Below are 25,566 nucleotides of genomic sequence, written 5' to 3'. Positions count from 1 at the left end.
CACTCAGCCTGCCACGCCCGCACGGTAGAGATACGGGTCGGTGGTAAAGCTGGCATAGCTGTACAGCACAAGGATCTGGTCGTAGTCGTTGGCCGCAATGAGCTGGTCCAGCCCATAGTTATAGTTGCGGAAATCCACCACGTCGATGGCCGCATAGTTGGCTGTCAGGTAGGGCACAAAGCTGTTGGCATAGCTGTCCTTAATGACCAGGATCTTTCCCTCGCCGTCACCCTCCACCCGGCTCAGGCCGTTGTTGCCGTGCAGGAACATGGCGTACTTATCATACACCTCCAGCTTGTCCAGATCGTACAGGCCGGTGGTGGTGCCCTCGGTGGGCTGGCCCGGGCCGGTAACGTTCCAGACCGTCAGGCTGTTCTGCAGGTCGTACCAGGTAATGGTGTCGGGTTCGGCATTCCAGGTGCGGGTCTTGGAGTAGTGGGTGCCGTAGAAATCCTCACAGGTCTCGGCCGTATGGGCATCCCGGTCAAAGGGAGTCAGGCCCAGCGTCTCGCAGAACTGCTGGTAGGCGTAGTAGGCCCCCAGCGTCGTCCAGTGGTGGTCGGTGCGGTAGTAGAGGTATTCCCCTTTGTGCTCCGTCAGGGCGGGCAGGACATCAATGAACCGCCCGTAGGCCTCCCCCTGTGCGGCAACGCCTTCCAGAATGCCCTTCTCATCGATCTGGGGTGCCCCCGCCGGGACATTCTCAGGGTAGACCACCGAGGCCGACGGCACCAGCATGAGGTTCACCCTGCCCGGGTAGCGCTGGGCAAGGCTCTGGACGGCGGCAAGGTTCTTTGCCATCCCCTTTTCTTCATTTTTCAGGATGCTGTAATGCCGGGCGAACATCATGTGCTCCCGGCCCAGCAGGATGCCGCCGCTCTGGGTCTTTTGGAAGAGGGTGGTCTCCGCCGCGCTCTGCAGGCTGATCCACTGGTCGCGGCCAAACACCTGATCCTTGACGTATCGGGTGTAGCTGGTGAAGTAGTTGTTCAGCCCGTCGGCAGAAACGGCGGTCAGCCTGGGCCGCTGGGTCAGGGTGGTGTTTTCCAGTTCACTGTATGCGCGGTCGGGCGTGGCCATATCCAGCACGAACAGCCCGATAAAGAACAGCCCGAAGGCCACCAGCACCGGATACCGGAACAGAGAGGGAGTTTTCTTTGTATGCTTGTCCATTCAGGTCCCCTCCTCAGAAGTTGAAATACAGGAACGGGCTGTTGGTGCTGCCCACCACATACGCCGTAGAGAGCACCAGCAGCACCAGCACCGCAGCCACACGGGTCACGGTGTGTTTGCGCAGGGCGTTCCAGATCTTCTCAATGAGCGGGGTGCAGCACAGGATGCTGACCGCCAGCAGCACGCCGTAGTTGCGCAGGAAGTAGACCGGAGACGCACCGCCCGAGGGGAGAAAGAGCTTGCGGAACAGCAGCCCGAAGCCCACCCCGGCCTCGTTGCCCACAAACATGGCCCAGCCCACCACCACAAGGAACATGGTGTAGATGTGGGGCCAGATCTTGCCTTTTTCCAGATACTTGAGCAAAAACAGCTTTTCAAGGGCCAGCAAAACAAAGTAGTACAGGCCCCAGCAGATAAAGTTCCAGTCTGCACCGTGCCAGATGCCGGTGAGCAGCTCCACCACGAACAGGTTGAAGATCTGCCGCTTCAGGCCCTTGCGGTTGCCGCCCAGCGGGATATAGACATACTCGCGGAACCAGCCAGAAAGGGTCATGTGCCAGCGCCGCCAGAACTCGGTGATGGAGCGGGAGATATAGGGGAAGTTGAAGTTCTGGGGGAAATCAAAGCCCAGCATCTTGCCCATGCCGATGGCCATCAGGGAGTAACCGGAAAAATCAAAGTAGAGCTGGAGCGAATAGGCGATGACACCCAGCCAGACCAGCGGCGTGGACGCATTGGCAAGGCCCACAAAGGTGGTGGAAGGGCTGTCGGCAATGCCGATGATGTCTGTCCAGAGCGCGCCGACGGCATCCGCCAGCAGGACCTTTTTTGCCAGACCGAAGGTGAACAGGGTCATGCCTTCCTCGATCTGCTGCAAGCTGTAACGATGCTTGTAAACGTGCAGCTGAGCCGAGACATCCCGATACTTGACGATGGGGCCCGCGATGAGCTGGGGGAACATGACAACATAAGCGCCGAAGTCGATGATGTTGTGCTCAGTCTTTACCTCCCGGCGGTAGACATCAATGGTGTAGGAAAGGGTCTGGAAGGTATAAAAGCTGATGCCCAGCGGCAGGACGCTGATGCCCTGAATGGCCGCAAATCCGGTGCCCAGCAGGCTGTTGATGCTGCGCAGGACAAAGTTTGCGTACTTGAAGTAGAACAGCATCCCCAGGCTGGCCGCAAGGGCGACCAGCAGCAGCACCTTGCGCACGCCGGGCTTTGCGTCAAACGCTTCCAGCCCCAGACCGCAGAGATAGTTGATGAGGATCAGGGCCAGCATAACCGGGAAGAACCGGACCTCACCCCAGCAGTAGAACACCAGGCTGCACACAAAGAGCACCGTATTCTTGAGCTTTGCGGGCGCAAGGTAATACAGCGCCAGCGTGATGGGAAGAAACCGGAACAGAAAGATGATGGTGCTGAAAACCAAGGCTTCGACCTCCTTTTAAAAAAAGAGCTGCTGCAAATGCCCTCTCACACTCGCTGCGCTCGTCAGCTCTCCCTTTGGGAGAGGCGGCAGTGCGGAGCATTGACGGAGAGGGCCTGCAGCAGCCCCATTCAGTTTTATTTTACTCTCCCAGTGCGCTGTCCACCGCGCTGTCCAGATCGGCAGTGCACTCGTTGGAAGCGATGACCATGACCACGGTGTTGTCCTTAAAGGCGATCACGGCGTTCTCCACATTTTCCTGGGCCTGTGCGAACTCAGCGTAGTTGCCGTAGAACGCCACCTGATCCTGCTGGTAAGCAGTCAGCTGGTTTGCAACCTCCTCAGCCTTGCCGTCAGCAGCTTCCACGACCAGCACCATACCGGCATCGCCGTTGTCGTTGCTCTTCACGCCCTTGTAGCTCACCACATCCTCAGCGGGCAGGTTGAAATCGTACTCAATGTTCATGGCAGCGATCTCAAACTGGTTGGAGATGGGGTTGGCATCCAGCAGGGTCTCGAACGGTGCGTTCAGGGCATCGGTGCTGTTGTCCTCGCCCAGCGGGATGCTGGAGGCCTGGCTCAGCACTGTGGAGGCAGGCTCAGAGGACGCGGCAGAAGAAGCGGTAGAACCGGAAGAAGAACCGCAGCCGGCCAGCAGAGCACAGCTCAGGGCCAGAGAAGCAGCGGTCAGAATGATTTTAGCACGAAGTTTCATGGATTATTCCCTCTTTTATCTATTTTACACCGGTTCGCCCACGCGGAAGAGTTTCCGACAGCGAACCATTGTTATCTTACCATATCAAAGCCCGAATTGCAAACGGCAGGCAGAAGATTTTACGGTTTCTTCACCAGCGCTTTGCCGCTCAGCCCGCGATCTGCTGCAGGGCAGCGATATAGTCCTCAAAGCACAGGCCGCTGGCATTGATCTTTGCGGCATTTTCCACGCCCACATAGCGCCAGTGCCAGGGCTCGTAGGTGATCTCGGTCTTCTCCTCGGCCCCCTTGGGGTAGCGCAGGATGAACCCGTACTCCCCGGCGTGCTGGCAGAGCCAGCGGAAGGCGGCCGTGTTCTCAAAGCCCTCGTCCAGGCCGGTGTGCTCGGGGCTGTTCAGGTCTGCGGCCAGGCCGCAGTTGTGCTCAGAGTAGCCCGGCGGGTTGACGATAGCAGCAGCCATTTCCTTCGCCTTTGCATCGTCATAGCCCTGCTGCTTATAATAGTTGGTCTTTTTCTCGTAGAGATTGGTCTGGTAGGACACGCTGCGGTAGCCGCTCTGCATCCAGACGGTCACGTTCTCCGCAGCAGCAGCCTTCTGCAGCTCCAGAAAGGCATTGCAGGCCACGGTCTGCAGGGTCTTGTTCACTGCGGTCTTGGAGCCGCACTCAGCGGTCTCAAAGGTGTAGTTTTCCGGCATCTTATTGGTGTGGTTCACAAGGATCATCAGCGGGTCGGCCAGCATGGCCTTCGCCTCGGCGGCGGTCAGGCCCAGCAGGTTGTCCCGGCTCTCCACGCTCTCGGCGGCGGCTCCGCTCACGGCACTGCTCTCCGCCTTGCTGCTCGGCGCAGCCGACGGCAGACTGCTGGCCGCACTATTGGCGGCGCTCCCGGCGGCATCTGCCGTGGGCACCGGGGCCTTGCGGCGGGAAAGCAGGAAGGACACACCGCCCACGGCCACGCAGACCACAAGGGTCAGCCCGGCGATGCGGCGGATGGCGCGGTTGCGTCGCCGCCGCCGGATCTCTGCCCGGGTCAGGCGGCGGCGGTGGATGGGTTGCTGCTGATTCATAAGAGACCTTCTTTCTCGGTTCGTTTTCTGTATATTATGTTTCTCCGGGGGCATCCTAAGCCCGAGGTGACAGCCATGAAGATGACAGCGGAAGAATACGCGCGGCGGGTGAAACAGGTCGGCCCCCGCTCCCCTCTGGGCTCCGACTGCCTGTGGGCCTTCTGCGTGGGCGGCGGCATCTGCCTGCTGGGCGAGGTGCTGCGCGGGTGGTATCTTGGCATGGGGCTGGAAGCCCAGCTTGCCGGTACCCTGACCAGCTGCACCCTCATCGTGCTGTCGGCCCTGCTGACCACGCTGGGGCTCTACCAGAAGCTTGCCGCCAAAGCCGGGGCAGGCTCGCTGGTGCCCATCACGGGCTTTGCCAACGCCGTGGTCAGCGCCGCCATCGAGTTCAAGCCCGAGGGCAGGGTCTGCGGCACCGGAGCCAAGATGTTCACCATTGCAGGGCCGGTCATCGTGTACGGCACGCTGGCCGCTGTGGTCTACGGCGGGGTGCTCTGGCTGCTGGGCGGCTGACCGCTCTGTCTACAATACGCCTGCCGGGATGCAAAAATTGCAGTTTTCCGGCAAAGCGGATGGAGCAGAATATCGCACGAGCGCTATTATAGCACAAATCCCAAAGAAAAACAGCCCTGAAAGGGGGATTTTTTCATGGCGACCCGCCGGGGTGACACCCTGATCTTCCCAAAACCGCCTGTCATCGCCGCACACGCCTGCATCGGCGGCAAAAAGGAGGGCGAAAGCCCGCTGGCGGCAGAGTTCGATGAACTGCACAGCGACAACCGCCTCGGGCAGGCCAGCTGGGAGGCCGCTGAAACGCAGCTGCAATTACAGACGGCGCGGCTCTGCCTGAAAAAAGCCCACGCCACCGAAAAGGACGTAAGCCTCCTGCTGGCCGGAGACCTGCAGGCCCAGTGCACGGCTTCGGGCTATGCGGCCCGGGCGCTGGGCCTGCCCTTTGCGGGGCTGTTCGGGGCCTGCAGCACCATGGCCGAGGCGCTGGGTGTTGGGGCCTGCCTGTGCAGCGCCGGAATGGCAGACGGCCTGCTGGCCATGACCTCCAGCCACTTCTGCACCGCCGAGCGGCAGTTCCGCACCCCGCTTTCCTACGGAGCCGTGCGCACCCCCACCGCCCAATGGACCGCCACGGCGGCAGGGGCCTGCCTGCTCCGCCCCGCCGGGCAGGGGGTTGGCATCCGGGCCGTGACCTTTGGCCGGGTGCAGGATCTGGGCATCCGGGACATCAACAACATGGGGGCCGCCATGGCTCCTGCTGCGGCGGCAACGCTCCTGCGCTACCTCACTGATACCAACACCCAGCCGCAGGAGTTCGATGCCATCTGCACCGGCGACCTGGGCCATGTGGGCAGTCAGCTGTTCCGGGAGCTGCTGGCCGCCGAGGGCCTGCTCCTCAAGAACCATGTGGACTGCGGTTCCCTCCTCTATGATGCCGAGGGCCAGTCGGTGCACAGCGGCGCTTCTGGGCCGGGGTGCTGTGCAGCAGTGCTCTGCGGGCATCTCCTGCCCCGGCTGGAGCGGCGGGGGCAGCGCCGGGTTCTCTTTCTGGCAACAGGCGCGCTGATGAGCCAGACCACCTTTTTACAGAAGGAGAGCATCCCCGCCATCTCGCACCTGGTGGAGCTTGCTGCCCCGGAGGAACAGAACGGAGGGAACACATGAACTATTTCTGGGCATTCGTTACAGGCGGGGCCATCTGCGTGGTGGGCCAGCTCTTTCTCGACCTGACCGCCCTGACCCCCGCCCGCATCCTGACAGGCTATGTGGTGGCGGGCGTGGTGCTTTCGGCCCTTGGGTGGTATGCGCCGCTGGCCGAGTTTGCAGGCTGCGGTGCCACCGTTCCCCTGCTGGGCTTCGGGCATCTGCTTGCCAAAGGCGTGCGCACCGCCCTTGCCGAGGAGGGAGCCATCGGCATCCTGACCGGCGGGCTGACCGCCGCGGCTGCAGGCATCACCACCAGCCTTGTCTGCGGCGTGGTCTGTTCGCTGGCGGGCCGCAGCCACGACCAGAACTGAAGCAGAACTCTTCCTGGGACGATACGCTTTTTTCGTGTATCGTCCTTTTCTGCGCCGATTCGCGCCCTCTGTATGGTACACTTTTCCAGAAAAGGAGATGATAGTCATGCGCGAGACTCTTGCAACGATCTTATGGGAGGGCTGGACCGCCCTCGTACTCTGCGCGGCGGCGGTGTTCCTGCCCGGCAGCGAGGCCCTTACATACCCCGCCGTGCTCTGGCCCGGGCTGGTACTGGCGGCTGCTGTGCCTGCAGGCTGGGCGTTCTGGGCGCTGGCAGAGCAGCCCGCGCCCCTGCCCCCGGAACAGCTGCTGGAAAAACAAAAACCCCCGTATCGGGTTCCCGATACAGAGGTTTTGTTCGTCAGTCGATCACTTGATCTGTCGTAAATCAGGCGTTCTTGTTTGCACGCTTGGCCATACGGCTGATCTTGCGAGAAGCGGTGTTCTTCTTGATGACACCCTTAGCGCGAGCCTTGTCGATCGCGGAAACAGCAGCCAGGACAGTTGCGTCCTTGTCAGCGGCTTTAGCATCGATGGCAGCGTCTGCCTTCTTGACGACTGTTTTCAGGTTGGTCTTAATGGCCTTGTTGTGAGCCTGCTCTGCAGCAGCCTGCACGACGCGGTCCTTCTGAGATTTGATGTTAGGCATTCGTTCCACCTCCTTGGCTACCTATAACAGCGCACCTTATGATACCATATTTGCCGTACCAGCGCAAGCCTTTTTTGAATTTTTGTTTAGAATTTTTTCATTTTCCCATACTTCTGGTACCGTTTGGGCGGGAAAAGCGCCCAAATACGGAAATTCAGCCGGATGGGGGATGCAAAATGCGGGAAACTGACCTTGCCGATGAACTGTTCGGCCAGCCGGGCAAAACCGCCCTGCCCGCCGGGGTGCGCGTGGCAACGGCCCGTCAGGGCGGCGTGACGATCACCCGGGTAGAGATCGCGCGGGAGGGGCTGGCGCGGCCGCGGGGCCGGTATGTGACGCTGGAGGTCCCCAGCGTGAGCCTGCTGGACGAGCGGGACAGCGCCGTGATCGAAGCCGCCGCCGCAGAGCTGCGGCCCCTGCTGCCGCCCGAAGGCCCGGTGCTGGTGTTGGGGGTGGGCAACCGCCGGGTCACGGCGGATGCTCTGGGCCCCCGCACGGTGCAGAAGGTGTTCGTGACCATGGGGCCGCGCACCGTACCGGTGCAGGGCATCCGGCCGGTGGCGGCTGTGGCTCCGGGGGTATCAGCGGCAACGGGCCTGAGCTTACAGCAGCTGGCCGGGGCACTGGTGCGGGAGCTGCGCCCCGCCGCCCTGCTTTGTGTGGACAGCCTTTGCTCTGCTGAGCCGGAGCGGCTGGGCCGAACGCTCCAGTTTTCAGACACTGGGCTCCACCCGGCCCAGCCCGACCACTCCCGGCATCTGGATGCCGCCCGGCTGGGTGTGCCTGTCCTTGCGGCGGGCATCCCCACCCTGATGCAGGCCGAGGAGGGCCGGGATCTGGTCGTCACGCCCCGGGATCTGGACGGAGTCATCGCCCACGGCGCGGCCCTGCTGGGGGCTGCCATCAACCGGGCCCTGCAGCCAAAGCTGAGTGTGGCGCAGTTGTGCTGGCTGGTGGGGTAACCCTCTCGGTCTCGCCTTCGCTCGCCTGCTCCCCTGATAGGGGCCAGGTTTATGCTGCTGCCGGCCTGCTGCTCCTACTGGGAGAGGCAGCAATCCGTTCGCATTGATGGAGCGGTTCTCTCATATCTATTTTGCAGAAGGGGGTGAGGTTCCATGCGCAGGCGGGAAATGGCAGGGTGCGGGCATCCCCTGCCTTTTGCAGCGGCGGCAGGCCTTGCGCTGGGGCTGGCACTGTTTGCGCACCAGCTGCTTCTCACGCTGGCGGCGGTGGTCATCGGGCCGCTGCCAGCCGTGCAGACCGCCCTTTACCTGAGCCGGAAAGACCTCTCCGAGAATGCCGCACAGGCCGTAAGCGAACCCGCGCAGGAAACACAGGCAGAGCCTGCACAGGAGGCTCCCGCCCTGCCTGCCGGTGACATGGAAGCCTACCTTGTCCCGCTGGAAGGCGACGAGGCCCGCCCGGAGGGAGCCGGTGCCATCCTGGAAAAGAACTATCCGCAGGGCAGCGGGGAAAAATACATTCCCTGTGGCAGCGGCAGCATCAAGAACAACACCAGCGTCTCCAGCGCCGACATTACCGCCGAGATCACCAATCCGCTCCCCTTTGCGGTGGAGTGGAACAGCCCCGACCCGCAGATCCTCATCATGCACACCCATGCCACTGAGGATTACCGGCTCTCAGCAGGGCTGTGGTACCGCCCGGGGGACGGTTCCCGCACCACCGACCGGGACCTCAACATGTGCGCTGTGGGCCGGGTGATGGCGGACACCCTCAACGCCGCCGGGCTCAATACCCTGCACGATGAGACCCTGAACGACTACCCCAGCTACACCGGCAGCTACGCCAACAGCCGCGCGGTGGTACAGCAATACTTATCGCAGTATCCCAGCATCAAGATCGTGCTGGATGTCCACCGGGATGCCATCGAGACTGAGAATGGCTCCCGCATGGCCCCGGTGTGCACCGTCAACGGGCGGCAGGCAGCGCAGGTGATGATCATCTGCGGGTGCGACAACGGCACCACGGTCAGCCTGCCCAACTACCGGCTCAACCTCCGCTTTGCCGCTGCCTGGGAAACCGCCATGGAGGGCCTGTACCCCGGCTTCACCCGCCCGGTCCTGTTCAGCTACCGGTTCTACAATCAGGATCTGACCCCCGGCAGCCTGCTCATAGAGATCGGCGGGCACGGCAACAACCTGAACGAGGCCCTCTATGCCGGGCAGCTTGCCGCCCAAGGGTTGATTTCAGCATTAAAACAGTAAAACCTCCCAGTCCGCATCTGCTTCTTTGGCAAGTACGACCTGCCCTCTTTGCCAAGGGCTCCCCTATCAGGGGAGCTGGCGAGCGAATGCGAAACTGAGAGGTTTATTTTATTTCTGCTTATTCGTATACGATGCAGCCCAGGATCTGCTTGCCCAGCCGAACGATCTTCTCGTTCTGCTCCCGCACGGCATCGGTGCGGGTGACCGTGCAGTCGGCAGCCAGCACAATGGCATCGGCAGCCACCACATGGGGCACAGTGGCAGCGGCCTTGAGGATGCTCTCGGCGGCGGTCACGCTCTGGCCGCGCAGGGGCTCCGTGGCCTGCAGGGCAGCGGCCAGTGCTTCCAGCTGGTCCGCAGGCAGATCGCCGGTAACCAGAATATTCTTCGCCTCTGGGGCGCGGCTGCGGATGGTCTGAGCCATCAGGCAGAGCATCTCAGCGTCCGCGCTGCCATCGGGGCGGCCTTCCATCTGATAGAGCTTTGCATCCAGCTTTCCAGCTTTCTTAGTGCGGTCGCTGGCCAGCGCGCCCAGCACGGGCAGGCCGGTGGAGCGGTTCAGCTCGCTGGCCGAGTAGACCATGCCGTCCAGCAGGAACTTGACCACGACCACGCCGCAGGCAAGCACACCGCCCAGCAGGAAGCCAATAAGCAGGTACTTTGCCACCGAGGAGGCAGCGCCGCCGCCCAGTGCGGGCTCCTCCGCACTCTCCCAAGTACTCTTAGCAGAAGCCAGATTGTCATCCAGCGCCTGACGGGCACTCTGCAGTTCCACCAGCTGGCTCTGCAGATTCTGAACATCTTCACTGCTCGTCTGCTGCAACGCACGCAGTTCCGTGGAGACCCCCTGTGTCACACTCTGATCAATCACGCGTACACTGTGGCTGCACACAGCAGCTGCCGCTTTATCATGGATCAGATCCAGACGACCCAGCAGCGCGTTCAGAATTTTCTCTGCGGTCTGCTGATCTGCAGCATACGCCTGCAAGGTCATCACGCCGTTATACTCGCCACTGTCGTTCTGGGAAAGTTCTACCGTGACCACGCCCTTCAGGTAGCGCACATCTACCCCTACGGCATCAGCGGCAGCATTCATGGAGTCACCGCTGACCAGCTGTTTCTGATATGCAGCCAGCAACGCACCGGTCGGGTCAACATTCTGATACGCAGAACCCGGCTGGATTTTGTAGCCGCTGTCAATATAAAGGTCAGCCTGCGCCGTCCAGACATTATAAACGTCCAGATTTTTTAGCAGCGACTTTTCTGCATAGTCCTGTGCCTGTTTCAGTGCTTCCTGCACACTAGACTGCGCATCCTCGTTGCTCTTCGCCGTCAGCTCGTACTGCTGCACAGCAAACTCATAATCCTTCTCTTTCTGCTGATACTCAGCCAGAGCCTCTTCATAAGCAACCTGATCTTCTGCCGAAACAGCGCCGCCGCGCAGGATCTTTACCCCGGCAAGGCCGCCAGCGATCACAGCACAGACAACCGCGGTCAGCAGGATGGGCTTGAGCTTGTGCAGAAGGGTCACCATGAGCGCGACGAGGTCGATTTCTTCCTCATCCTGTGCGCCGGTGGGGTAAGTGGTTTGATTTTCGTTCATGCTCTACTCCTCAGGACAAAGCCAATCTTCATGTTTGTTCCGTTTTGTGCAATGCACATACTATAACAGAATAAATAATATCATCCTTTCCGGCAGAATTCAACCGTTTTTCCACAAAAAGCCGATTGACAAACCGGTGCTGCTGTGCTATTTTTAGAATTACTGAAAAGCAAGGATCGGGAAAAGTAACGCATTCCGGACGCTCCAGAGAGCGCGGCAGCAGCTGAGAGCCGCGTGCGGGCCAGTGCGCGAACGAACACCCGGGAGCTGCAAACTGAACACGGCATTCCGCCGCCAGTAGGTGCGCCGCAAAGCCCAGCGTTACCAGGGCAGCGCTTATTGGAGCGCGCGAGCGACCGGACACTTCCGGTAATTCAGGTGGCACCGCGGACATTACAAGACAGCTTGTTCGCCCTGAAAATTCAGGGCAAAGCTGTCTTTTTATTTTTATATCGGAGGAAAGAAAGATGGAACGTACTGAGATCGTCTCGCTGTACAAGAACACTCCCGCCGACGGCACGGTGGTCACCGTGTGCGGCTGGGCCAAGAACATCCGTGATTCCAAGAATATCGGCTTCATTGCCCTGTCGGACGGCGGCTGCTTCAAGACCCTGCAGGTCGTGCTGGAGGCAGGCAAGCTGGCAAACTACGAGGAGGTCATCCACACCGGCCTGTACAGCAGCCTGCGCATCGTGGGCCGCATCGTCCTGACCCCGCAGGCAAAGCAGCCCTTTGAGCTGAACGCCGACAGCGTGGAGATCCTGGGCGACTGCCCCGCAGACGAGTACCCCCTGCAGAAAAAGAAAATGAGCATGGAGTATCTGCGCACCATGCCCACCCTGCGCCCCCGCACCAACACCTTCAACGCCGCATTCCGCGTGCGCAGCGTGGCTGCCTATGCCATCCACAAGTTCTTCCAGGAGAATGGCTTCATCTACTCCCACTCTCCCCTGCTGACCGCTTCCGACTGCGAGGGTGCCGGTGAGATGTTCCAGGTCACCACGCTGGACCTGCAGAACGTGCCCAAGAACGAGGACGGCACCGTGGATTACAGCCAGGACTTCTTTGAGAAGCCCGTCAACCTGACCGTTTCCGGCCAGCTGGAGGCCGAGGCCATGGCCATGGCCTTTGGCAAGGTGTACACCTTCGGCCCCACCTTCCGTGCGGAGAAGAGCTTTACCACCCGCCACGCCGCCGAGTTCTGGATGATCGAGCCCGAGATGGCCTTCTGCGACCTGAAGGGCTACATGGACACCGCCGAGGCCATGACCAAGTTCGTCATCCGCTACGTGCTGGACAACTGCCCCGATGAGATGGCCTTCTTCAACCAGTTCATCGACAAGGGCCTGATCGAGCGCCTGGAGCTGGTGGCAAACAGCGAGTTCGGCCGCATCACCTACACTGAGGCCATTGAGATCCTGAAGAAGAACAACAAGAAGTTCCAGTTCCCCGTGGAGTGGGGCGTGGATATCCAGACCGAGCACGAGCGCTACCTGACCGAGGTCGTGTTCAAGAAGCCCGTCTTTGTCACCGATTACCCCAAGGAGATCAAGAGCTTCTACATGAAGATGAACGCGGACGGCAAGACCGTGGCCGCAGCTGATATGCTGGTGCCCGGCATCGGCGAGCTGATCGGCGGCAGCCAGCGCGAGGAGAACTACGACAAGCTGGTTGCCCGCATGGACGAGCTGGGCATGGACAAGACCAACTACGAGTGGTACCTGAACCTGCGCAAGTTCGGCGGCGTGGAGCACGCCGGTTACGGCCTGGGCTTCGAGCGGATGATCATGTACCTCACGGGCATCCAGAACATCCGTGACGTGCTGCCCTTCCCCCGCACCGCTTACGGTTTCTAAGGATTAAATTCAACCCTCTCAGTCAAAGCCTGTCGGCTTTGCCAGCTCCCCCGAAGGGGGAGCCTATTGCGGCTCTTGGATAAAGGCAGCATAGCCTCTCCCCTCGGGAGAGGTGGCATTGCGGAGCAATGACGGAGAGGGTTGTTTTCAACAAGGAGATAAATACAAGTGGAAAATATCGCTCCTGCCCTGTTGGACTGGTTCTACACCAACCGCCGCATCCTCCCCTTCCGGGAGGACCCCACGCCCTACCATGTCTGGCTGAGCGAGATCATGCTGCAGCAGACCCGGGTCTCGGCGGCGCTGCCCTACTACGAGCGCTTCCTTGCCGCCCTGCCGGATATCCCCGCGCTGGCCGGATGTGAGGAGGAAAAGCTGCACAAGCTGTGGGAGGGGCTGGGTTATTACAGCCGGGTACGCAACCTGCAGAAGGCAGCGAAGATCGTCTGCGCTCAGTACGGCGGGCAGCTGCCTGCTGATTACAACGCCCTGCTGGCCCTGCCCGGCATCGGGGAGTACACGGCGGGGGCCATTGCCTCCATCAGCTTCGGTCTCCCGGTGCCCGCCGTGGACGGCAACGTTCTGCGGGTGTTTGCCCGGCTCTACAACGACCCCCGGCTGGTCACCGACCCGCAGGTGAAGCGGGAGTTCACGGCACGGGTCATGGAGCACCAGCCGCCCGCAAAAGCCGGAGACTACAATCAGGCCCTGATGGAACTGGGCGCGCTGGTCTGCCTGCCCAACGGCGCACCTCTGTGTGAGCAGTGCCCGCTGGGCACGCTCTGCCGGGCCCGGGCCGCAGGCACCGCCCTCTCCCTGCCCCAGAAAACGCCCCCCAAGGCCCGGCGCATCACACCGGTCACGGTGGCGCTGGTGCTGAACGAGGGCCGGGTGCTGCTCCAGCAGCGGCCCGCCAAGGGCCTGCTGGCCGGGCTGTGGCAGCCGGTGCTGTGGGAGGATACCACCCTCACCGCCGCAGAGACCGCCGCCCGCCTTGCTGCCTTGGGGCTGGACTGCACAGGGGCACATTTCACGCCCCTGCCTGCGGCCAAGCACATTTTCACCCACATCGAATGGCACCAGAGCGGCTATTTCCTCACTGTGCCGGAGCAGCCCGCCCCCGCAGGCTGCGTCTGGGCCGGAAAGGAGCAGCTGGAGGCCGCGTACACCCTGCCCGGTGCCTTCAAGGTCTACAAAAAGCTGCTGCTGACCAAATTGCTGTGATTGCCCGGATTGATGAAATTTCTGCAATTCGGATTGTAATTTTTTGCTTTTCCGGGTATAATAGCCTTATCAAAATGAACTCCGGTTCCATGAACCACCGTTCCCCACCAGAAAAGGAGTGTGTCCTATGAAGAAATCCTGTCTGATCGCTGTTATCGCCACGCTGGCCGCTGTGGCCGGTGCGCTGGCCGCCGTGGCTGTCTATCTGCACCGCCGTGAGAAGGAGCTGGACGAGTACGAGCGTCTGCTGTTTGGCGAGGATAAGGCTGAGACCGTTGAGCCTGCCGCAGAGCAGCCCGCAGAAGACACTTCTGCCGAGGATGCCGCAGAATAAACCAAACACCGAAAAACGCACCCGGCTTGTCCCTGCAAGCTGTGGTGCGCTTTTTTATACGCCGCATTGATTAATCAACCTCTCAGTCCGCGCTCCGGCGCGGCCAGCTCCCCTGGCAGGGGAACCAGGTGCAGAGATGCGGCTTTGTAACAGGAGTACATATCCATGAAACGATTTTTGTTGTGGGTCGTTGGTGTCATTCTGGGCGTTGCCGTGCTGCTGGGCGCGGTGATGACCGTGAGCTATTCCTTTACCGGCGAGGGTTCCCGCCCGGCGGCAGACACGCAGTTCGGCGGGCAGGCGCTGGAAGTGAACGGCTCCTGCTGGCAGGTGCCGCTGCTGGGCGGCGTGTTCGATAAGGTGTTCACCAGCCCCGAAACGCTCACCGTGCAGAAACTGGGCGTGCTGTATGACGCACACCCAGCCCTCGCCCTGCCCGATTGGGCCAGCTACACCACCCTGACCATCGAGACCGACATCGGCAGCATCGTGTTTGCGGGGTCGGCCTCTCAGTACGAGGACTTTCTCTTCCCTGCCAACGGGGATTACAAGGCAAAGCTGACGGTCTGGCGGCTGCCGCAGGACTATCTTGCCACCCAGTTTGAGGGCGGCTCCACCGGTGCCATCCGCAAGAACCTGGGCGTGGAGCACCCTGCCAAACCCACGGGCTGGTACAGCTACTCCTTCCGGTTCACCCTGCAGGCCAGCGCGGAGGTCGCCCTTTCCACCGAGCGGCTGGAGCAGGGCGGTGTGGCGGCGCTTTCCATCACCGGCCTGACCGGCGAGACCGCTCCCGCCGTGGAGACCGACCTGGGCAGCGTTCAGTGCGTCCGGCTGGGCAGCGGCTGGCGCGCCTACATCCCCGCCGCCTACAACGCTTCGGCGGGCGGGCACACGGTCAACGTTACCGTCAACGGCGAGACCTTTGCCCGGACGCTGACCGTTCTGCCCAAGGATTTCGGCACCGTGGAGGTGGAGCCGGAACCTGCATCCACCGAGGCCGCCAACGCCGAGTTCCGGAACAACATCTGGCCCCTGTACGAGCAGCCCGCGCGGGAAAAGCTCTGGGCCGGTGCCTTCCTCTGCCCGGCTGAAAACTACATGACGCTGGTGGATTTCGGCCAGGTCAAGGTGACCGGCGGCCAGCAGGGCAGCCGATCCAACTCCACCCGGCTCTACACCATCCCCGGTGAGCCCTGCCGTGCCCCGGCAGGCGGCGTGGTGGTCTTTGCGGGCGATCTGGCCCTCACCGGCAGCACCGTGGTCATCGATCATGGCTGCGGCGTGCGCAGTTATCTGTACAGCCTGCAGGAGCTCTCCGTGACCCGCGGCCAAACCGTGGAGCGGGGGCAGGCTGTCGGCGTGCTGGGCGAGGAGCTGACCATGGACTTCAAGCTCGGCAGCAAGAGCGTGAACCCCTGGCCCCTGTTCCAGACCAGCGGCGGGTTATTCTGGCAGGAGAAGGGCTGAGCCTGCAAAAAATTTGCAGAAACCTGTAACGCTTTCTCCTTTTCTGCGTTATTGGGGTGAAAGGCCATGAAAAAGGAGGGCAAAAGACGATGAAAACGAATTGTGATATCATCCGTGACCTACTGCCGCTGTATGCGGAGCACATCACCAGTGAGGCCAGCAACGCGCTGGTGGAAGAGCATCTGGCCGAATGTGAAGCCTGCCGCGCCGAGCTGGAGCAGATGGAGCAGCCGGTGCCGGTGCGGCCGGAAGCGCAGCCGGATGCGCCCCTGCGCAGGATCAGGGCCGCCCTGCAAAGAAGGAGCATCCGCGCAGCGATCGGCTCTGTGCTGGCAGCCCTGTGCGCCCTGGCACTGATATTCTGGATGGGCACTGCCCGCGTCCCGGCCACCACAGAGCAGGCTCAGTTCTGGACCTACAACCGCAAAGAGAATGGCGCAGACATCTGCATTCTGGAAGCACAGGGCGAGGGGGTCTGGCTGAATATGGAGGGCACCTTCAGCTGGGGCAAGCCGCAGATCACTGTGCGGGCCATGCGCTACCGCTTTCCGGGCGTGCATCGGGTACTGACAGCCCTGGTGGATTCTGATCGATCCACTGTATGGGTCATGGTGTCTCGCACCCAGCTGCTGACCGTGGACTGCGCAGACCAGACCCTGTACTACCGCGATGGACAGCTGGTAGACCGCTACATCGTACAGGAAAACCCGGACGGTACCTTCGACTACGCCTACGGCACCGACCAGGAATATGGCACCGACTATAAGAAGGGCTGAGCCTATGGACATCGACAGCATTTACCGGCTCTACTTCCGGGATGTGTTTCTGTTCCTGCAGGGCCTGACCCACAACGAGACACTGGCCGAGGAGCTGACGCAGGAGACTTTCTTCAAGGCACTGGACGGCCTGAAGGACTACGACGACCGGCAGGATGTACGGGCGTGGCTGTTCACGGTGGCCCGCAACGCCTATTATTCCCACTGCCGCCGGACAAAGCGCACTGCCCCGCTGGAAGATGCCGAAACCGCCCCCGCCGACACTCCGGACATTGCCCAACTGCTGGTCGATCAGGATGCGGCATTCACTGTACATCAGTGCCTGCACACGCTGGACGAGCCTTACAAAGAGGTGTTCAGCCTCCGGGTATTCGGCGAGCTGCCCTTTGAGCGCATCGGGCTGATCTTCGGCCACAATGCCGCATGGGCCCGGGTGACCTACTACCGGGCCAAGACCCAGCTGCAAAAGATGCTTTCCTCTTCCACCTGACATTTCCTATCACAGCAGAACACCCCCGGCCCAAAGGCGCGGGGGTGTTCTTTTTGTGCGCACGAGCGCAACAAACAAAAACAGCCCTGCCAAAGCAGGGCTGCAAAAGTACAGCTTGAGATAAATCAGCGCTTGGAGAACTGAGGTGCATCGCTGGCAGGGCTACGCCCTGCACGCGATGCTTGAGCAAAGATCTTTAGCGCCACCGGCTCGCCCCTTGCGGGGCAACCGCCGGAGATGCGCAGTCGTGCTCCCCAGTTCTCCGGGAAAGCAGGCAACAAAAAACGGCTCTGCCGAAGCAGAGCCGTAAAGATACATCTGAAATAAATCAGCGCTTGGAGAACTGGGGTGCACGACGTGCAGCCTTCAGACCGTACTCACCTGACCTTGATCCAAAAAGACCAGTATTCATGCGGTTTTTCGGGCTTTCCTCTCTCAGTAAACCCATAGGTAAACCCACGAAATCGCGAAATTTTTGGTGCAGTTTAACGCAGCCCGAATGCAGCATTCACAACGCTGCTTAATTCCTCAGGTTTATTATACTTGACTTTCGCATAGATGTCCATAGTCGTTTTGCTGTTCTCATGGCCTGCCAGATACTGCACCGTCTTAGGATCAACACCTTTGTAAATCAGATTGGTGATGTAGGTGTGCCGCAGCATGTGCGGAGTCACCTTGAAGTCCATCGTATACACCAGTTTGGGATTATTCGGCTGATGCTCACCAAGCCTTGGCTTTATTCTATGCTTGATGGACTGTCCATTTACATAAGTGTAATAACAGCGTTCTGCAGTAGAACGGACTGTTATGTACTTCCAGACTCTCACAAACTGAGTTTCCGTCAAAACAGTTCCCTTCGAATTCGAGATCACATATTCCGATTCTGATTTTTCCCTTTCTTCCTTGAGACAGGCTACCAGGCATTTTGGAATCGGAACATCTCGTTTTGCTGCCGGTGTCTTCAATAGCGTGTTGACTACCGGCTCACCGCCTTCCACATGCCATGCACGCCTTACCGAAATGTACGGCGTTTTTTCATCCAGGAATACGCAGTCCCATTTTAATCCAAGGATCTCTTCTCTACGCAATCCCGCGTACAAACCGATCATCACGAAGACATACGGTGGAAGCTCACGAATGCTATCCAGCAAAATGGCAGTCTGTTCATCCGTCAAAGCCTCGCGCCGTTTCGCTGGCTTTCCGCCTCTTGCGCAAATCGTTTTGGATGGATTCTCTTTAATCACCTTGCTCTCTTCTGCTGAATTAAAAATGTTCTTAATCAGCATATTGAGCTGACCATACATTCCGGAAGAACCTTTTGATAACGGAACCATCAGCAGCCGCAGGTCATCTGTGGTCACCTCGTCCATATACATCTGTCCAATCGGACCCACGATGTACCGATTCACCATCCGTGCGTATCCTTCCAACGTATTAGTTCTTACCGTTCCAGACCGCATCAGCAACCATTTTTCACAGTACTCTTCCACGGTCGGATTCTCTCTATGGAAAACCACTTCCGCGATTTTCTTCTGGGCATCTTCCACCCGGTCATACAATTCTTCGCGTGTCAGCCCGTAAATCGCCACTCTCTTTCCGTCTGCATCTGTAATCCGGGTGCGGTAATACTGTACCCCTTTCATCATCACTGTTCCGTATTCCGGAAGTTCAGCAGGACGCTTTTTCCCTTTAGCCATGTGTTCTCCTCCTATCTATCTTCATACATTGCGTGTTGTCACTTTTATTATCATGGCGTACAGCACTTCCTTCAAGGATGTCGAATGTATGTAAAAAGGCAGGGATTTTTGACCATCCCTGCCCTAATTTCTTTCTGATTTACTCTTAATCCCACGATGCAAAAGCATCTTCCAGCACTCCTGCGAGCTGCTCTGGGCGATTATATTTCACCTTGGCGTAAATATCCATGGTGATCTTGCTGCTTTCATGACCGGCAAGATACTGAACCGTCTTCGGATCAACCGAAGCATGAATCAGATTCGTAATGTAGGTGTGCCGCAGCTGATGCGGAGTCACCTCAAAGTCCAGACTGTAAACCACATTTCCATTGTGTGCTGCCTTTTGCCCCAGAACCGGCTTCACCGTATGCTTCACCCTCTTGCCATCTTCATAGCGGTAATAGCAGCGTTCCTTGGTGGTACGGGTTACGATATACTGCCATAATCTCTTGAACTGCGTATAGGACAACGGGTCTCCATCCCGGTTTGCAACCACAAAATCCGATGTCGATGTCTTCTTCGCCTCTTTCAGACATTCCAGAAGATTGTCCGGCAGAGGGACATTCCGATGCGCTGCCTTTGTTTTCAGCTCTGTCAGAATCACCGGACGATTATGCTCCGTATGCCAGGCTCTCCGAACGGTAAGGTACGGAGCCTCGCAATCAAGATACACCGAATCCCATTGCAGTCCGAGGATTTCTTCTCTCCGCAATCCTGCGTACAGCCCCAGCATCACGAACACATACGGCGGTAAGCCGTAAATGGCATCCAGCAGCTTATCCACCTGCTCATCCGTAAGCGGGAGGCGATCCTTCTGGGGAATCCCGCCCACATTCTTCTTCAGATAGATGGTCGGATTCTCATCAATGATCTTACTCTCCATTGCTGCCGTGAAAATACACTTATATAGAACGTTCACTGATTTGTACACGGATGCCGACTTTTTCGATGCCGCCAACAGTGCCAGGCGAATGTCATCTGCTGTTACATCTCCGATATGCATATCGCCCAATGGCTTGATGATGTAGTTCTTCACTTTCGATGTATAGTCAATCAGCGTTGTCATCCTGATCTGTGCCGACTGCATCAGCAGCCATTTCTCGCAATACTCCTCCACTGTAGGTGTACTGCGGCGATACGTCTTGTTCTCAATCTGCTGGATCGCTTCCTGTTCCTTCTGGTACAGTTCCTCTCTCGTTCTTGCATATAAGGAAACCCGCCGTCCCTGCTGATCTGTTACACGGGTTCGATAATATTGCGTTCCCTTCATACTCACCGTACCATAATCGGGAAGCATCATTCTTCTTGCCGCCATATCATTACCTCCAATCCTGTTGATGCTTTCATTATTGCGGATTCATCGTCCATACTCAACGATGTCGATTTTCACCGCCGAAAGCTTCGAGGTTTGCGATATGTCGCAGCACGTTCCATCGGTTTTGCACGGTGCGTACATTTTGCAATGTACTCCTGAATCCCCACTTCCGTGAAATAAACGCAGCCGTTTTCCACATACTGAACATAGGAGATCAAACCGTCTGTTCTTGCAGCATCCAGTGTTTTTACGCTGATTCCCAGTATACTGGCTGCTTCTTTCCTTGTAATCAGTTTATCCATCGCCTTCTTCGCCATCCTTTCGGCATTTGCCCTGTCTTTTTTTCTCTGCTTGTTCCGGAATGTAATATCCAAGTTGAATCCTTACAGCTTCATCAATCCCACGCATCTGCCCCTTACTTACCCGCCCAAGATAGCGAATCACGCATATCTTGTCGCAGGTGTCGAGCTGTTCTGCCAATACCATAGACGGTTTTGCCAGTCCCTTTGCTTTACGGAGAAAGAAATGCGTTGGCTGTTTTCGCTTCTTCTCAATTTTCGATGTCAGCGGAGCAATCGTGATCGTCGGCGCATAATAATTGCCGACATCATTCTGAAGAACCACAACAGGACGAACACCGCCCTGCTTTGATCCGACCGGAACACCGAGATTGGCGAGATATAAATCACCTCGCCGATAAACCCAGTTTTCTTTCATATGCTGTTGTCTCCAATCTCCATACACTGATATGGATAAAGCCTGCCAGGTATCATGCTGATACAGCACCCGGCAGCGCTTTCTGAAAATATGGTTTCTCTGTACTTTTTCTTATCACCCCAGAGATGTAGGATTTCTCACAGGCGGCAGTGTGCTTCACTGCTCCATTGGAATTTAACCATCCCGCCTTCCTTATGGCCGGACCGCGAATTACGGAAGTATCATTGTCCCTGTCTGGCTTTAACACCGCCGCCGGTTGCAATCCGGCATTTGCTTCTGCGAAACCGCTATCGCCCCGATGGGCTTCATGGCGTGCAGTCGAAGGCTCGACCAAACAGGAATGTACCTGAAGAATGAGTATTCAGTTTTCAAGGGACATCCGGACTTTCGTCCTTACAAAGTAAGTTTAACAAGAATCCTCCGGTTTCGCGTTGGCCTCGTAGGCGCACTTTGGTTGTCCTTGCAGGACTACATACGGTTCGTTTTGACTTTTTCAGTGTTCTATACAGCCGGATTGAGGCAAAAAAATACCCCGTTGGTTTCCCAACGAGGCATCAAAGACGATTCCATTCTGTTTTCTATAAACTGGTACCCGTTTATCTCCTGGTGACCATTTGAGTCACGGCCAATGTATCAAAAAAGCAACGCTCATCTCAGCAAATCAGACAAGCTGTATTCTCCTTTGGGGATATTTGCTGTTCTGCGATACTCTTTTATGGCTTTCACCAAGAGCTGAGGATTACTGAAATACTGCTTCACAAAATCATACGACTTCACATCATGCATCCGAAGATTTATTTTACAAAATTCGCTTGGTTTTTTTCCAGAACGCTTAAACTGATCATATGCTCCTTCCGCATGAATAATCAGCATTTCAATTTCTGGAGCAGTAATGACATTTACCACGTCAATTTTCTGCTCATATGCTTTACTCAATCGAAATTCCTCTCTACGAGAATCCAAAATCCGTATCACCGAAATCTGCTCATCGAATCCTTTCCGTAAGTATCGCTCCTCGAATCGTTTAGCACTTCTGCAACGGATAACACGTTCTTCCAACATTTCTTCTCTGTTGAAAATCAGAAGATCATTATCAACCAGTATGTCGATAATAGCTTCTTCGGCAGAGCCTTCACATATACACGCCTTGTATTTTGCTAATTCCATTCTGCCGCCTCCTTAATTGATTGAAGCAGCCAGGCTTTTCTTCAAGCGCATATACGCTTCATATGCTGGCGTTGTTCCCTCAAGGAAGCCGCTCTGGTAAGCATCACTCTTTTTAATATCATTACGTTTCAATATATAGCTCAAATTTTCTGCTGTAATGCCATTACGGTTTCTAACGATACAAATTCCGTCATTTCGGTCATATTCGTCCAGCAGTTCCGGATAATGCGTAGTGAAAATAAGCGTTCCGCCATTTTTGTTCAGTCGGCTGTCCATAAAGAAGCGCATTAAGGTCGTTACAATTTCCTTGTTGAAATGATTCTCTATTTCATCTACCAGAAGATAACCACCTGAATGAAGAACTTCCTTTACCATCGAGAATGTAATAATACCCTTAATCGTACCAGAGGACAGATACTGCTCAAGGTCTGCCGGATTATTCAGGATAATCTCTTCTTCATCCTTAAACTTCAAGTGGATAAATGTTTTTCCCTCTGTCTGCTCAAAACACAATTTCTCAATGGTCGGATCGAGAAATGCAATTACCTCCAATGGAATATCTTCGGTAAATGGAAGCACATTCACATTCGTATAGGAAAGCAGGCTGAATATTTCCACTGTATCATTCGCTTTTTTATTATGTGCAATGACAAAGCTGACATCATCAGAAAGGTATGCTTCATCGCTATTGCGCTGCTCTACAGGCTTCATTCCTGTAAAATCTGTCAGATACTTTTTCGACTTAACGGTTGCAATCGGTTTTTCCCAAAGGCTTTCAGACAGAATCGAATACACATATTCCCCTGTTTTCGACTTCTTTGCCGCAATTACAGTTTCCAAGCAGCAGACGTAGCTACGCTTATCATAAAAATATGTGCGGATTGTAACATTCTTCGCTCCGCCAAGAATGCTTTTTGCCTCCACATGATTGATGGGCTCATTTTTCACAATATTTAAGGCCAAGCTAATGACCTTTAATACCGAGGTCTTGCCAGATGCGTTAATTCCAATGAAAGCACAGGCAGAGTGGAGATAGTAGTTATCCGTCAAACGGTAAAGACTATCTTTGTCCTCTTCGCAAACACGTTGCTGCGTATAAAAGCAAATATCCAAGTCTTTTTTGAATAATGGGAGTCCTTGTGCGGTGATACGGAGTATTTTCATAGGTAGTCCTCCTCTAAAAACAGTTTTTTTGTTTTTATTTTCTTATAATCTTATTATACGCCGCAAATCAGAAAATATCAACGTATTTTCCGTTTTTATTTTCTGATTTGTTTTTGACACTAAAAAGTATCCGTTCAATATGGCAAGCCCTGTGATTGCTGACCCGTTCCACCGCATGAAATACATGGAGCGTCATGGAAGCGGCCTACGCAAAATCGTCAGGGAAACCGAAAAGCCGCCTGGATATATAGCGGCATATAATCCGAAAATTTTCTCAACGGCAACAGATTTCAGAGTCATCTTGAAAAATGTAAATTACCAACTTAGTCAGAAAAACTTAGTCAATGACCAAGTTAGTGAGCAAGATAAATCGCCGGACATCCCACACACAGTTTTGAATCTTTGTATCCACCTTATTGCCCACGGCAGTGAGGGTGCTCAAATCACTCATGCTCACTCTATCATGGGTACAGCCAATGATAAGTCCTATGACGCAACCCATGATAACTTAGAGGATGACACCCATCAAGGTATCCACCAAGATAGCCACCATGATTCTACGCCGTCAGCAGTTATATTGCGCCTAATGCTTTTTAGATTTTCTTCGCAATCGTAGACAGCTCCGAAATAATACTAAGAAGATCATTTTTGACTTCCTCTTTGCTTGGCTCGCTGCCCATCAGAAGATAATCCGTGCTGACATGGAGGATGCAGGACAATTCGATCAGCAAGTCAATAGAGCAGCTGCGTTCACCGTTCTCCATGCGGCTGACATGCTGCTTGCTTGCCAGGCCCAGGCGAACCGCCAGTTCCTCCTGCGTAATGCCACGGGAAGTGCGAACATCGTGAAGTCTCTTACCAAACTCTTTTGCGTCAAAATACATACGTTTCTCCTTCCGCACAGCCGGTACAGAACCGGATCGACGGAAGGTCAAAAAAAGAGCCGCATGACGGTGAAGAAAAATCCTGTGCCGATAAAACAGAACATGGGTATCCCATAATTCTGTCTCATGCGGCATTCGGAAGACTTCGCCTGTCAGCGGCTCCACAGCACAGCTATGACTTATAAAATTGTGTTAATAGGGTTATTTATTGTCATCTCAACCATTCAAAGACGAATAGTAGAGCTGCATACTCCGTAATCTTCTCATCTCCAAAACATTGAAGACGGTCTCGCGTCCGCAGGCCTTACATTTGGTCTGCACATGTCCTCTGGTATCCTCAAAGACGATGATTGAATTGTGTCGGCAATAAGGGCACCTGACAATCCTGGGCTTTTGCGAAGCAATCGCATCCTTTGCCCGGATGATTTTAATCTGCATTTCCGCAGATGGTTCCGATACTCTGATATTCCTGCTCATGGCCACACCTCCAATGGATCACGATATTCATAATCCTTTTTCCGGTTCAGATAGCCCAGTTGTTCCAAGCGGATAGCAGCTGCCGATCTCGAAACGCCAAAGACACCACAGAAAGTATCTATCTTCACCTGGTCTTTGTTATAAAAACGCCATCCATAACATGTCAGAGGCTTTCTGCTGTTGATGAACCACATCGCCCGATCCACTTCTGACTGGGGCATCAGGATGGCAGCTCCAAGCGAATTGGCCTGCCACTCGTTCCAATCTTCCTGCGTTCTCAGAACGCGGGAACCTTTTTTCCTCACTTCCGGTCTCTTATGGCAGGCTATCTTTCGGTCATCGGCATCCAGCTGAAACAATATCTGGTGAGCGCACTCATGTGCCAGCGTAAACCTGCGTTTTCCGCAGAGTTTCCGTATATTCTCCGGTTCAATGAAGCTCTTGTCCAGAACCACATCATTGGTTTTCAGGAAGATGCTCCTCTGACTTCCATCGACTTCAATCTGATATTCTGTATCCACATACGCGGTCAGACCATAGATGCTTCCGTCCGAGGACAACTTTTGAAATGACACCTTCAGGTTCAGATAATCGGATGCAAACTGGTCAATGGGTGTCGGAAGTGCGAATCTTGCCGGATCATCTGCTTCGCTGCCGAAAAAGGACTTTTGAAAATCTCTTATCACTGCAACAGCGATTTCTTCTATGTTTTTCTGCGAAAGGATCATAGGCACGGCTCCTTTGCTTCAACGAACCATTTTTCATCTTCGTTGTACAGGAAACTCTCATGCCCACCGATCATGACCGTATAGCGGATTCCGCAGCCACCTACCTTCGTGGAAGCAGCCCGGCACTTATGTTTCAATCGGTCGATCTCATACACCCGTCCGTCAATCCACCGAATCAGACGCGGACGGATATTTCCCTCCGCATCCACATCCAAATTCACAGGTACATATACTTTTCTACATTTCTGTTCCGACATATTCTACGCTCCTCCTCTGTAAACCGGCGAATGTGTTGACTTCTTTTAGCAAAGAACTCACCAGATTCTACCGG

The 25,566-nt window shown here is 56.3% G+C and carries 28 protein-coding genes and 1 other annotated feature; of the genes, 13 read left to right on the top strand and 15 right to left on the bottom strand.

The window, feature by feature from the left end; translation table 11 throughout:
- Window positions 1-3: 3 nt before the first annotated feature.
- From MTP42_RS02275 to MTP42_RS02260, 4 genes are all read right to left on the bottom strand, one after another.
- The gene (locus MTP42_RS02275; RefSeq protein ID WP_249257865.1) at window positions 4-1,173 is read right to left on the bottom strand and encodes a DHHW family protein; all 1,170 of its coding nucleotides are present in this window, start codon (window positions 1,171-1,173) and stop codon (window positions 4-6) included.
- 13 nt (window positions 1,174-1,186) lie between these two features.
- Window positions 1,187-2,605, bottom strand: a complete 1,419-nt coding sequence (locus MTP42_RS02270) for an MBOAT family O-acyltransferase (RefSeq protein ID WP_249257864.1) — start codon at window positions 2,603-2,605, stop codon at window positions 1,187-1,189.
- A gap of 139 nt (window positions 2,606-2,744) precedes the next feature.
- Window positions 2,745-3,317, bottom strand: a complete 573-nt coding sequence (locus MTP42_RS02265) for a DUF4358 domain-containing protein (protein ID WP_005929688.1) — start codon at window positions 3,315-3,317, stop codon at window positions 2,745-2,747.
- Between the two features lie 148 nt (window positions 3,318-3,465).
- Window positions 3,466-4,386, bottom strand: coding sequence for a M15 family metallopeptidase (locus MTP42_RS02260; RefSeq protein WP_098923426.1), 921 nt, complete (start codon window positions 4,384-4,386; stop codon window positions 3,466-3,468).
- 75 nt (window positions 4,387-4,461) lie between these two features.
- On the opposite strand from MTP42_RS02260, the gene MTP42_RS02255 reads away from it, so the two are divergent.
- The 4 genes from MTP42_RS02255 to MTP42_RS02240 all read left to right on the top strand — a co-directional run bounded on the left by MTP42_RS02255 (window position 4,462) and on the right by MTP42_RS02240 (window position 6,807).
- Window positions 4,462-4,902, top strand: a complete 441-nt coding sequence (locus tag MTP42_RS02255; protein ID WP_050762766.1) for a SpoVA/SpoVAEb family sporulation membrane protein — start codon at window positions 4,462-4,464, stop codon at window positions 4,900-4,902.
- A gap of 135 nt (window positions 4,903-5,037) precedes the next feature.
- Entirely contained in the window at window positions 5,038-6,066 is a 1,029-nt protein-coding gene (locus tag MTP42_RS02250; RefSeq protein ID WP_098923427.1) for a stage V sporulation protein AD, read from the top strand.
- Complete coding sequence (locus MTP42_RS02245) at window positions 6,063-6,419, top strand: SpoVA/SpoVAEb family sporulation membrane protein (protein WP_249257863.1); 357 nt, start codon at window positions 6,063-6,065, stop codon at window positions 6,417-6,419. The genes MTP42_RS02250 and MTP42_RS02245 overlap by 4 nt, the downstream gene beginning before the upstream one ends.
- A gap of 106 nt (window positions 6,420-6,525) precedes the next feature.
- Window positions 6,526-6,807, top strand: a complete 282-nt coding sequence (locus MTP42_RS02240) for a peptidoglycan synthetase (RefSeq protein ID WP_179860347.1) — start codon at window positions 6,526-6,528, stop codon at window positions 6,805-6,807.
- Window position 6,808: 1 nt separating this feature from the next.
- Here the strand turns inward: MTP42_RS02240 and rpsT are convergent, their stop codons facing one another.
- Window positions 6,809-7,069, bottom strand: coding sequence for a 30S ribosomal protein S20 (gene rpsT, locus MTP42_RS02235; RefSeq protein WP_005929709.1), 261 nt, complete (start codon window positions 7,067-7,069; stop codon window positions 6,809-6,811).
- Between the two features lie 176 nt (window positions 7,070-7,245).
- On the opposite strand from rpsT, the gene gpr reads away from it, so the two are divergent.
- Together gpr and spoIIP are read left to right on the top strand one after the other, a co-directional pair.
- The gene (gene gpr, locus MTP42_RS02230) at window positions 7,246-8,031 is read left to right on the top strand and encodes a GPR endopeptidase (protein WP_035393352.1); all 786 of its coding nucleotides are present in this window, start codon (window positions 7,246-7,248) and stop codon (window positions 8,029-8,031) included.
- Between the two features lie 153 nt (window positions 8,032-8,184).
- Window positions 8,185-9,294, top strand: a complete 1,110-nt coding sequence (gene spoIIP, locus MTP42_RS02225) for a stage II sporulation protein P (RefSeq protein ID WP_242700873.1) — start codon at window positions 8,185-8,187, stop codon at window positions 9,292-9,294.
- A 118-nt stretch (window positions 9,295-9,412) separates the two neighbouring features.
- Here spoIIP and MTP42_RS02220 read toward each other — a convergent pair whose 3' ends face one another.
- On the bottom strand, window positions 9,413-10,897 hold the full coding sequence (locus MTP42_RS02220) for a hypothetical protein (RefSeq protein WP_227611386.1): 1,485 nt from the start codon (window positions 10,895-10,897) through the stop codon (window positions 9,413-9,415).
- A 163-nt stretch (window positions 10,898-11,060) separates the two neighbouring features.
- Window positions 11,061-11,317, top strand: a binding site (T-box leader).
- A gap of 47 nt (window positions 11,318-11,364) precedes the next feature.
- Between MTP42_RS02220 and asnS the strand changes: the two genes are divergently transcribed.
- From asnS to MTP42_RS02190, 6 genes are all read left to right on the top strand, one after another.
- Window positions 11,365-12,753, top strand: a complete 1,389-nt coding sequence (gene asnS, locus MTP42_RS02215) for an asparagine--tRNA ligase (RefSeq protein ID WP_097772833.1) — start codon at window positions 11,365-11,367, stop codon at window positions 12,751-12,753.
- A gap of 168 nt (window positions 12,754-12,921) precedes the next feature.
- A complete protein-coding gene (locus tag MTP42_RS02210) occupies window positions 12,922-13,977 on the top strand; it encodes an A/G-specific adenine glycosylase (RefSeq protein ID WP_249257862.1) in 1,056 nt (351 codons plus the stop codon).
- 127 nt (window positions 13,978-14,104) lie between these two features.
- Window positions 14,105-14,311 carry a phosphatase gene (locus tag MTP42_RS02205; RefSeq protein WP_156058963.1) on the top strand — a complete coding sequence of 69 codons (207 nt, stop codon included), beginning with the start codon at window positions 14,105-14,107 and terminating at the stop codon, window positions 14,309-14,311.
- A 165-nt stretch (window positions 14,312-14,476) separates the two neighbouring features.
- Window positions 14,477-15,781 carry a murein hydrolase activator EnvC family protein gene (locus tag MTP42_RS02200; RefSeq protein ID WP_249257861.1) on the top strand — a complete coding sequence of 435 codons (1,305 nt, stop codon included), beginning with the start codon at window positions 14,477-14,479 and terminating at the stop codon, window positions 15,779-15,781.
- Window positions 15,782-15,870: 89 nt separating this feature from the next.
- Window positions 15,871-16,557, top strand: coding sequence for a zf-HC2 domain-containing protein (locus MTP42_RS02195; protein WP_249257860.1), 687 nt, complete (start codon window positions 15,871-15,873; stop codon window positions 16,555-16,557).
- Between the two features lie 4 nt (window positions 16,558-16,561).
- Entirely contained in the window at window positions 16,562-17,047 is a 486-nt protein-coding gene (locus MTP42_RS02190; protein WP_249257859.1) for an RNA polymerase sigma factor, read from the top strand.
- Between the two features lie 485 nt (window positions 17,048-17,532).
- Here MTP42_RS02190 and MTP42_RS02185 read toward each other — a convergent pair whose 3' ends face one another.
- From MTP42_RS02185 to MTP42_RS02160, 6 genes are all read right to left on the bottom strand, one after another.
- Window positions 17,533-18,744 carry a tyrosine-type recombinase/integrase gene (locus MTP42_RS02185; protein ID WP_055222189.1) on the bottom strand — a complete coding sequence of 404 codons (1,212 nt, stop codon included), beginning with the start codon at window positions 18,742-18,744 and terminating at the stop codon, window positions 17,533-17,535.
- 145 nt (window positions 18,745-18,889) lie between these two features.
- Complete coding sequence (locus MTP42_RS02180) at window positions 18,890-20,098, bottom strand: tyrosine-type recombinase/integrase (RefSeq protein WP_249257858.1); 1,209 nt, start codon at window positions 20,096-20,098, stop codon at window positions 18,890-18,892.
- Window positions 20,099-20,169: 71 nt separating this feature from the next.
- On the bottom strand, window positions 20,170-20,400 hold the full coding sequence (locus MTP42_RS02175) for a hypothetical protein (protein ID WP_002576363.1): 231 nt from the start codon (window positions 20,398-20,400) through the stop codon (window positions 20,170-20,172).
- Window positions 20,393-20,815: a type II toxin-antitoxin system PemK/MazF family toxin gene (locus tag MTP42_RS02170; RefSeq protein ID WP_002576364.1), complete on the bottom strand. Its 423-nt coding sequence runs from the start codon at window positions 20,813-20,815 to the stop codon at window positions 20,393-20,395. The genes MTP42_RS02175 and MTP42_RS02170 overlap by 8 nt, the downstream gene beginning before the upstream one ends.
- A gap of 648 nt (window positions 20,816-21,463) precedes the next feature.
- Entirely contained in the window at window positions 21,464-21,982 is a 519-nt protein-coding gene (locus MTP42_RS02165) for a hypothetical protein (protein ID WP_002576365.1), read from the bottom strand.
- Window positions 21,983-21,994: 12 nt separating this feature from the next.
- Window positions 21,995-23,146 (bottom strand): AAA family ATPase, encoded by a 1,152-nt coding sequence (locus tag MTP42_RS02160; RefSeq protein ID WP_022272668.1) that lies wholly within the window; start codon window positions 23,144-23,146, stop codon window positions 21,995-21,997.
- Window positions 23,147-23,285: 139 nt separating this feature from the next.
- On the opposite strand from MTP42_RS02160, the gene MTP42_RS14715 reads away from it, so the two are divergent.
- Complete coding sequence (locus tag MTP42_RS14715; protein ID WP_249257857.1) at window positions 23,286-23,762, top strand: ATP-binding protein; 477 nt, start codon at window positions 23,286-23,288, stop codon at window positions 23,760-23,762.
- Here the strand turns inward: MTP42_RS14715 and MTP42_RS02150 are convergent.
- The 3 genes from MTP42_RS02150 to MTP42_RS02140 form a co-directional block, all read right to left on the bottom strand.
- Window positions 23,740-24,030, bottom strand: a complete 291-nt coding sequence (locus tag MTP42_RS02150; protein WP_002576367.1) for a helix-turn-helix domain-containing protein — start codon at window positions 24,028-24,030, stop codon at window positions 23,740-23,742. The genes MTP42_RS14715 and MTP42_RS02150 overlap by 23 nt on opposite strands.
- A gap of 473 nt (window positions 24,031-24,503) precedes the next feature.
- On the bottom strand, window positions 24,504-25,235 hold the full coding sequence (locus MTP42_RS02145; RefSeq protein ID WP_117964036.1) for an ImmA/IrrE family metallo-endopeptidase: 732 nt from the start codon (window positions 25,233-25,235) through the stop codon (window positions 24,504-24,506).
- On the bottom strand, window positions 25,232-25,492 hold the full coding sequence (locus tag MTP42_RS02140; RefSeq protein ID WP_013274265.1) for a hypothetical protein: 261 nt from the start codon (window positions 25,490-25,492) through the stop codon (window positions 25,232-25,234). Before MTP42_RS02140 ends, MTP42_RS02145 begins: the two co-directional genes overlap by 4 nt.
- Window positions 25,493-25,566: the final 74 nt, after the last annotated feature.

It is taken from the genome of Faecalibacterium sp. I2-3-92, assembly GCF_023347315.1.
GTDB lineage: Bacteria > Bacillota > Clostridia > Oscillospirales > Ruminococcaceae > Faecalibacterium > Faecalibacterium duncaniae.
Note: the sequence above shows the minus strand (reverse complement) of the source record. Positions and strands in the feature narration are given on the sequence as shown.

Excerpts from the sequence above, each read along its gene's own strand:
- MTP42_RS02275 (WP_249257865.1), bottom strand. The coding sequence starts at position 1,173 with ATGGACAAGCATACAAAGAAAACTCCCTCTCTGTTCCGGTATCCGGTG.
- MTP42_RS02265 (WP_005929688.1), bottom strand. The coding sequence starts at position 3,317 with ATGAAACTTCGTGCTAAAATCATTCTGACCGCTGCTTCTCTGGCCCTG.
- MTP42_RS02260 (WP_098923426.1), bottom strand. The coding sequence starts at position 4,386 with ATGAATCAGCAGCAACCCATCCACCGCCGCCGCCTGACCCGGGCAGAG.
- MTP42_RS02255 (WP_050762766.1), top strand. The coding sequence starts at position 4,462 with ATGAAGATGACAGCGGAAGAATACGCGCGGCGGGTGAAACAGGTCGGC.
- MTP42_RS02250 (WP_098923427.1), top strand. The coding sequence starts at position 5,038 with ATGGCGACCCGCCGGGGTGACACCCTGATCTTCCCAAAACCGCCTGTC.
- MTP42_RS02245 (WP_249257863.1), top strand. The coding sequence starts at position 6,063 with ATGAACTATTTCTGGGCATTCGTTACAGGCGGGGCCATCTGCGTGGTG.
- MTP42_RS02240 (WP_179860347.1), top strand. The coding sequence starts at position 6,526 with ATGCGCGAGACTCTTGCAACGATCTTATGGGAGGGCTGGACCGCCCTC.
- rpsT (WP_005929709.1), bottom strand. The coding sequence starts at position 7,069 with ATGCCTAACATCAAATCTCAGAAGGACCGCGTCGTGCAGGCTGCTGCA.
- gpr (WP_035393352.1), top strand. The coding sequence starts at position 7,246 with ATGCGGGAAACTGACCTTGCCGATGAACTGTTCGGCCAGCCGGGCAAA.
- spoIIP (WP_242700873.1), top strand. The coding sequence starts at position 8,185 with ATGCGCAGGCGGGAAATGGCAGGGTGCGGGCATCCCCTGCCTTTTGCA.
- MTP42_RS02220 (WP_227611386.1), bottom strand. The coding sequence starts at position 10,897 with ATGAACGAAAATCAAACCACTTACCCCACCGGCGCACAGGATGAGGAA.
- asnS (WP_097772833.1), top strand. The coding sequence starts at position 11,365 with ATGGAACGTACTGAGATCGTCTCGCTGTACAAGAACACTCCCGCCGAC.
- MTP42_RS02205 (WP_156058963.1), top strand. The coding sequence starts at position 14,105 with ATGAAGAAATCCTGTCTGATCGCTGTTATCGCCACGCTGGCCGCTGTG.
- MTP42_RS02200 (WP_249257861.1), top strand. The coding sequence starts at position 14,477 with ATGAAACGATTTTTGTTGTGGGTCGTTGGTGTCATTCTGGGCGTTGCC.
- MTP42_RS02195 (WP_249257860.1), top strand. The coding sequence starts at position 15,871 with ATGAAAACGAATTGTGATATCATCCGTGACCTACTGCCGCTGTATGCG.
- MTP42_RS02190 (WP_249257859.1), top strand. The coding sequence starts at position 16,562 with ATGGACATCGACAGCATTTACCGGCTCTACTTCCGGGATGTGTTTCTG.
- MTP42_RS02185 (WP_055222189.1), bottom strand. The coding sequence starts at position 18,744 with ATGGCTAAAGGGAAAAAGCGTCCTGCTGAACTTCCGGAATACGGAACA.
- MTP42_RS02180 (WP_249257858.1), bottom strand. The coding sequence starts at position 20,098 with ATGGCGGCAAGAAGAATGATGCTTCCCGATTATGGTACGGTGAGTATG.
- MTP42_RS02175 (WP_002576363.1), bottom strand. The coding sequence starts at position 20,400 with ATGGATAAACTGATTACAAGGAAAGAAGCAGCCAGTATACTGGGAATC.
- MTP42_RS02170 (WP_002576364.1), bottom strand. The coding sequence starts at position 20,815 with ATGAAAGAAAACTGGGTTTATCGGCGAGGTGATTTATATCTCGCCAAT.
- MTP42_RS02165 (WP_002576365.1), bottom strand. The coding sequence starts at position 21,982 with ATGGAATTAGCAAAATACAAGGCGTGTATATGTGAAGGCTCTGCCGAA.
- MTP42_RS02160 (WP_022272668.1), bottom strand. The coding sequence starts at position 23,146 with ATGAAAATACTCCGTATCACCGCACAAGGACTCCCATTATTCAAAAAA.
- MTP42_RS14715 (WP_249257857.1), top strand. The coding sequence starts at position 23,286 with ATGGCAAGCCCTGTGATTGCTGACCCGTTCCACCGCATGAAATACATG.
- MTP42_RS02150 (WP_002576367.1), bottom strand. The coding sequence starts at position 24,030 with ATGTATTTTGACGCAAAAGAGTTTGGTAAGAGACTTCACGATGTTCGC.
- MTP42_RS02145 (WP_117964036.1), bottom strand. The coding sequence starts at position 25,235 with ATGATCCTTTCGCAGAAAAACATAGAAGAAATCGCTGTTGCAGTGATA.
- MTP42_RS02140 (WP_013274265.1), bottom strand. The coding sequence starts at position 25,492 with ATGTCGGAACAGAAATGTAGAAAAGTATATGTACCTGTGAATTTGGAT.